Below are 4,135 nucleotides of genomic sequence, written 5' to 3'. Positions count from 1 at the left end.
TTGCCGAGGTACAGCCAGAGCACGCCGGCCGTGTCGCGGGCGAGCAGGTCGCCGGCCGGGCCGCCGGCCAGGTTCCCCACGGCCGTCAGCTGGTTGTAGCCGCCCCAGCCGCCGCCGACCTTGACGCGGGCCGCGAAGGGGGCGGTCGCGCTGCCGGTGCCCTTGTAGAGCCACAGCACGCCGGAGGCGTCCGTGGCGACGAGGTCGGGGCGGCCGTCGCCGTTGAGGTCGGAGCCTCCCGCGAGCTCCTTGTAGCCGCCCCAGCCGGAACCGATCTTCGTGCGGGTCGCGAAAGGCCTCTTCTCGTCGCCGGTGCCCTGGTACAGCCACAGGACGCCGGTGGTGTCGCGGGCGATCGTGTCGGCGACGCCCGTCCCCGCGACGTTCCCGACGGACTCGATCCGGTCGTACGCGTTCCAGCCGGAGCCCACCGAGGCGCGCTGGTACGTGGGCATCAGCCGCCTGGTGTACGAGTTGTACGTCGTGTCGGCGCGCCACAGCGACCCCCCGGCGTCCCGCGCGAAGAGGTCCGGCGAGCCGTTGTCGCTGTAGTCGTGCGGCTTGACCGAGCGGACCACCTTGAAGGTGCCGGCCTGCTTCACCTCGGGCCCGATGCCGTTCTGCGGGACGGCGCGGAACGACCAGGCGTAGTCGCCGTTGAAGGCGGACTTGCCGTCCTTCGACAGGTCGTCGAGGACGCCCTGCCAGGTCAGGCCGAAGGTGATGTCGTCGAAGGTGTACTGGGAGGGGAAGTCGCGGTGCAGCTTCAGTTCGCGGGTGAAGGTCTGCCCGGTCCTGAGGTGGGTGAGCTTGAGGGAGACGTCGGCGTTGAGCCGGGACATCCGCCACTTCAGCTCGACCTCGCGGTCCCGGTCGAGGTCGACGACGGCCGGCACCTGGGAGCCGAGGTAGGTCAGCGCGGTGGGCTGGTTCGTCGTCGCGACCTTCTCGACGGAGGGCTGCGCGCCCGCGACGGGGGAGACCTTGTAGAGGCCCTCGCCCTCGGCGACCGTACCGCCGCGTACGAGCAGGGTGCCGTCCGAGGCGGCCTGCGCCGAGGTGGCGTAGTCGGTGATGTCGGCGGCGTCGCCACTGGTCAGATCGAGGGCCCGCACCCGGGTGTCGGGGAAGGTGCCGTTCTCGGTGAGCTTGCTCGGGACGGCGTACACCAGCCAGTTGCCGACGAGGCCGAGGACGTACCCGTCGGCGATGTGGAGGGGGACCCACCGCCGGGCGCCGGTCTTCCGGTCGACGGTGACGATGCCGGTCCCCTCCGGGCGGGCCTCCGCCCAGGCGACGTGCGTGACCGAGAGGGCGAGACCGCTGTAGAGGTACTCGTACCCGCCGGCCGCGTACGTCTCGACGACCGCGCCGGTGGCCAGGTCGATGACGGCCCGGCCGTTCTCGCGGGCGCCCTCCGGGCCGGTGACGTAGGCGACGACCGCCTGGCCGCCGACGGCCGGCGCGTTGGTGAAGAAGTGGAGCGCGTCGACGGGGAGGCCGGTGATCTCGCGGGAGTGGGTGGTGCCGTTCTCGTCGGTGACGAGGAGCAGCTTCTGCGTGTTGTTCGGCCCGGGCGCCGCGGCGAGGACCGAGTCCGGGCCGACGACCTTGACGTAGGTGGCCGACAGTGCGCCGAGGTCGATGTGGACGGGCGCGGCGTCCGGGGCGCCCATGTCCGTGAGCGTGACGGAGCGCATCTGCCGCGGGTCGGTCGAGTCGCCGGTGACCACGACGTCGCTGCCGGTGGGGTCGAAGCCGCCGCCCTCGGGGACCGTGAGGACGGTCGAGGTGCCGTCCGCGTACCGGGTCCAGCGGAGCTCCCGCTCCGTCGTGCCCGTGGTGAAGGTCAGGAAGCCGGTGGTCCCGGCGCCCGAGACGATCGCGTCGTCCGCCGCCGGGTACGGCACGGGCGCGGCGGCAGTGGTGGCCGTGGCGCCGGAGACGGCGGTGAGGGCGCCCGACGGGGCGGCGAGGGCGGCCGGACCGGCCGCCAGGGTGCCGGCGGTGACGGCGAGGACGGCGGTCACGGCCGCGGCGAGACGACGGGCTGACGAACGGTGCTGCACGGTGCGATTCCCCCCAGGACAACCGAGCGTGGCGATCGCCACGACGGTTGGACTCATGATCGTCCACGGGGGTTGTACGCACGTGCCGAACAAATGATCCCGTCAGTCGAACGGGTCGGTCACGGGCCTTCCCGCCGCTCCACCACACCCCGGGCGTACGCCGCCTGTCCCGCGTGCTGGAGGTCGTCCGCGATCACCGACACCAGCCGGACGCCGAGGGTGACCGGCGGGTCCCAGCGGGTGTCGACGATCCGGTCCAGGTCCGCGTTCGTGACCGTGCGGATCAGCTCCTCCGTACGGGCGTGCACGGCGTCGTGGTAGCCGAGCAGCAGCTCCGCCGGGGCGCGGACGGCGTCGACCTGCGCCCTCGTCATCCCGTAGCCGGTGGCGCGCTTCGGGAAGGGCAGCCCGAAGCGGTCCGCCCAGCCGTCCGAGGTCCACAGCTGGTCCGTGTCGAAGGCGTCCGCGAGGTGGTCGTCCTGGACGCGGGTGAGGTGCCAGACGAGCCAGGCGACCGAATTGGCGTCGGGGTCGATCCGTACGGTGAGCTCCTCGTCCGTGAGGCCCTCCACGGCCTCGTGGACGACCTCACGGATCCGGCCGAACGAGTCGAGCAACAGACCGGCGCTGTTCATGGGGACTCCTCGGGGTCGGGGGGACCTGCGCATCGGGCGGGAGACCTGCGAATCGGGCTGGGACCTGCGGATCGGGCGGGAGACCTGCGAATCGGGCGGAGGACCTGCGCGTCGGGCTTGGGGCCTGCGGACCGAGACGGGGACTTACGGACGTCCCGCCCTCCACCGCTCCACCGCGGCCTCCACGTCGAAGGGCCTCAGGTTCAGCGGGGGACCGGCCGGCGGGCGGGCGAGGGCTTCGGTGATCCTGGTGTTGATCTCCCCGAGGACGCGGCGCACCTGGTGCTCCGAGACGGCCGCGGCGACCGCCGCCTCCGCGTCCTCGGCCGCCTTGCGCAGGGCGAGGGAGGGCGGCAGGACGGACGCGCCCTCGCGGTGCATCTTCCCCTTGATCCACCACAGCTCGTCGTACGGGGCCGAGTCGTCGGGGAGGGGCTTGCCGAAGCCGGACAGGCCCCGGAACTCGCCGCGCTCCGCGGCCTCGCGGATCTGTTTGTCGACGAACGACTCGAAGCTGACTCCGGGCGGCTTGCGTTCGGTCATGTGTCCAGACTACGTAACCGCCGCGGTACGGGTGTGGTTCTCGCGGGCTACTGCGACCCGCGATCTTCCGGCACTCTGTGGTCCGTTCAACGCGCGTCGACCCATGTCCCATCCCCCTTCACCGGAGGACGCATGCGTGCACGGATCACCCCACTCGGCACCCTCCTCGCGCTCGTCGCGGGCCTGCTCACCGCGCTCGTCACCGCCGGCCCCGCCCAGGCCGCGCCGCTCTTCAAGGCGCCGTTCCCCTGCGGACAGACCTGGACCTACAGCCACCACTCGGCCGAGGTCCGCCAGGCGCTCGACTTCGTCCGCTCCGACGGCGGCACCACCGCCGGCACCCCGGTCCTCGCCTCGGCGTCCGGCACCGCCTACCGCTACGACCAGCCCACCGGCGCGGGCCAGTACATCGTGATCGACCACGGCGGCGGCTGGAAGACGTACTACTTCCACCTGGCCGCCTACTCCGTCGCCGACGGCGCCCAGGTCTCCCAGGGCCAGCAGATCGGCACCACCGGCTCGACGGGCAACAGCTCCGGCGCCCACATCCACTACGAGCAGCTCTACAACGGCGTCGGCCAGACCATCGTGATCAACGGCGTCTCCCTGGCCCCCTACCCCTCCTCCTACGGCTCCAAGTTCCTGACCAGCGACAACGGCTGCTCGGGCGGGGGAGGCGGAAAGTACTGGGTCGACACCTTCGCCAACGCCACCGGCTACGCCCAGGCGAACACGAACGACCCGCAGGGTGTGCTGAACGCGGGCACGAACTACGTGTACTGCAAGGTCTGGGGCGCGGAGGTCCGCGACGGCTCCGGCAACTACAACCACTGGTGGCTGCGGACCGACCTCGACACCGTCTACGCCGGGAAGAACGGCTACGGGGCG

General features: G+C 71.9%; 4 protein-coding genes. 1 reads left to right on the top strand and 3 read right to left on the bottom strand.

All coding sequences use genetic code 11. The features are described from left to right. The 3 genes from CCN56_RS07985 to CCN56_RS07975 form a co-directional block, all read right to left on the bottom strand. A partial coding sequence (locus CCN56_RS07985) for a VCBS repeat-containing protein (RefSeq protein WP_086824968.1) occupies window positions 1–2,069 on the bottom strand: 2,069 nt, incomplete at its 3' end. Window positions 2,070–2,188: 119 nt separating this feature from the next. Next, window positions 2,189–2,704 carry a DUF664 domain-containing protein gene (locus tag CCN56_RS07980; protein ID WP_086824966.1) on the bottom strand — a complete coding sequence of 172 codons (516 nt, stop codon included), beginning with the start codon at window positions 2,702–2,704 and terminating at the stop codon, window positions 2,189–2,191. Window positions 2,705–2,848: 144 nt separating this feature from the next. Further along, complete coding sequence (locus CCN56_RS07975) at window positions 2,849–3,247, bottom strand: DUF1992 domain-containing protein (protein WP_086824964.1); 399 nt, start codon at window positions 3,245–3,247, stop codon at window positions 2,849–2,851. A 132-nt stretch (window positions 3,248–3,379) separates the two neighbouring features. Between CCN56_RS07975 and CCN56_RS07970 the strand changes: the two genes are divergently transcribed. Then, window positions 3,380–4,135, top strand: a 756-nt coding sequence (locus CCN56_RS07970) for a M23 family metallopeptidase (RefSeq protein WP_107484107.1), incomplete at its 3' end; no start/stop codon positions are given.

The organism is Streptomyces sp. NRRL B-24572 (assembly GCF_002156145.1).
GTDB classification, from domain to species: Bacteria; Actinomycetota; Actinomycetes; order Streptomycetales; family Streptomycetaceae; genus Streptomyces; species Streptomyces vietnamensis.
Note: the sequence above shows the minus strand (reverse complement) of the source record. Positions and strands in the feature narration are given on the sequence as shown.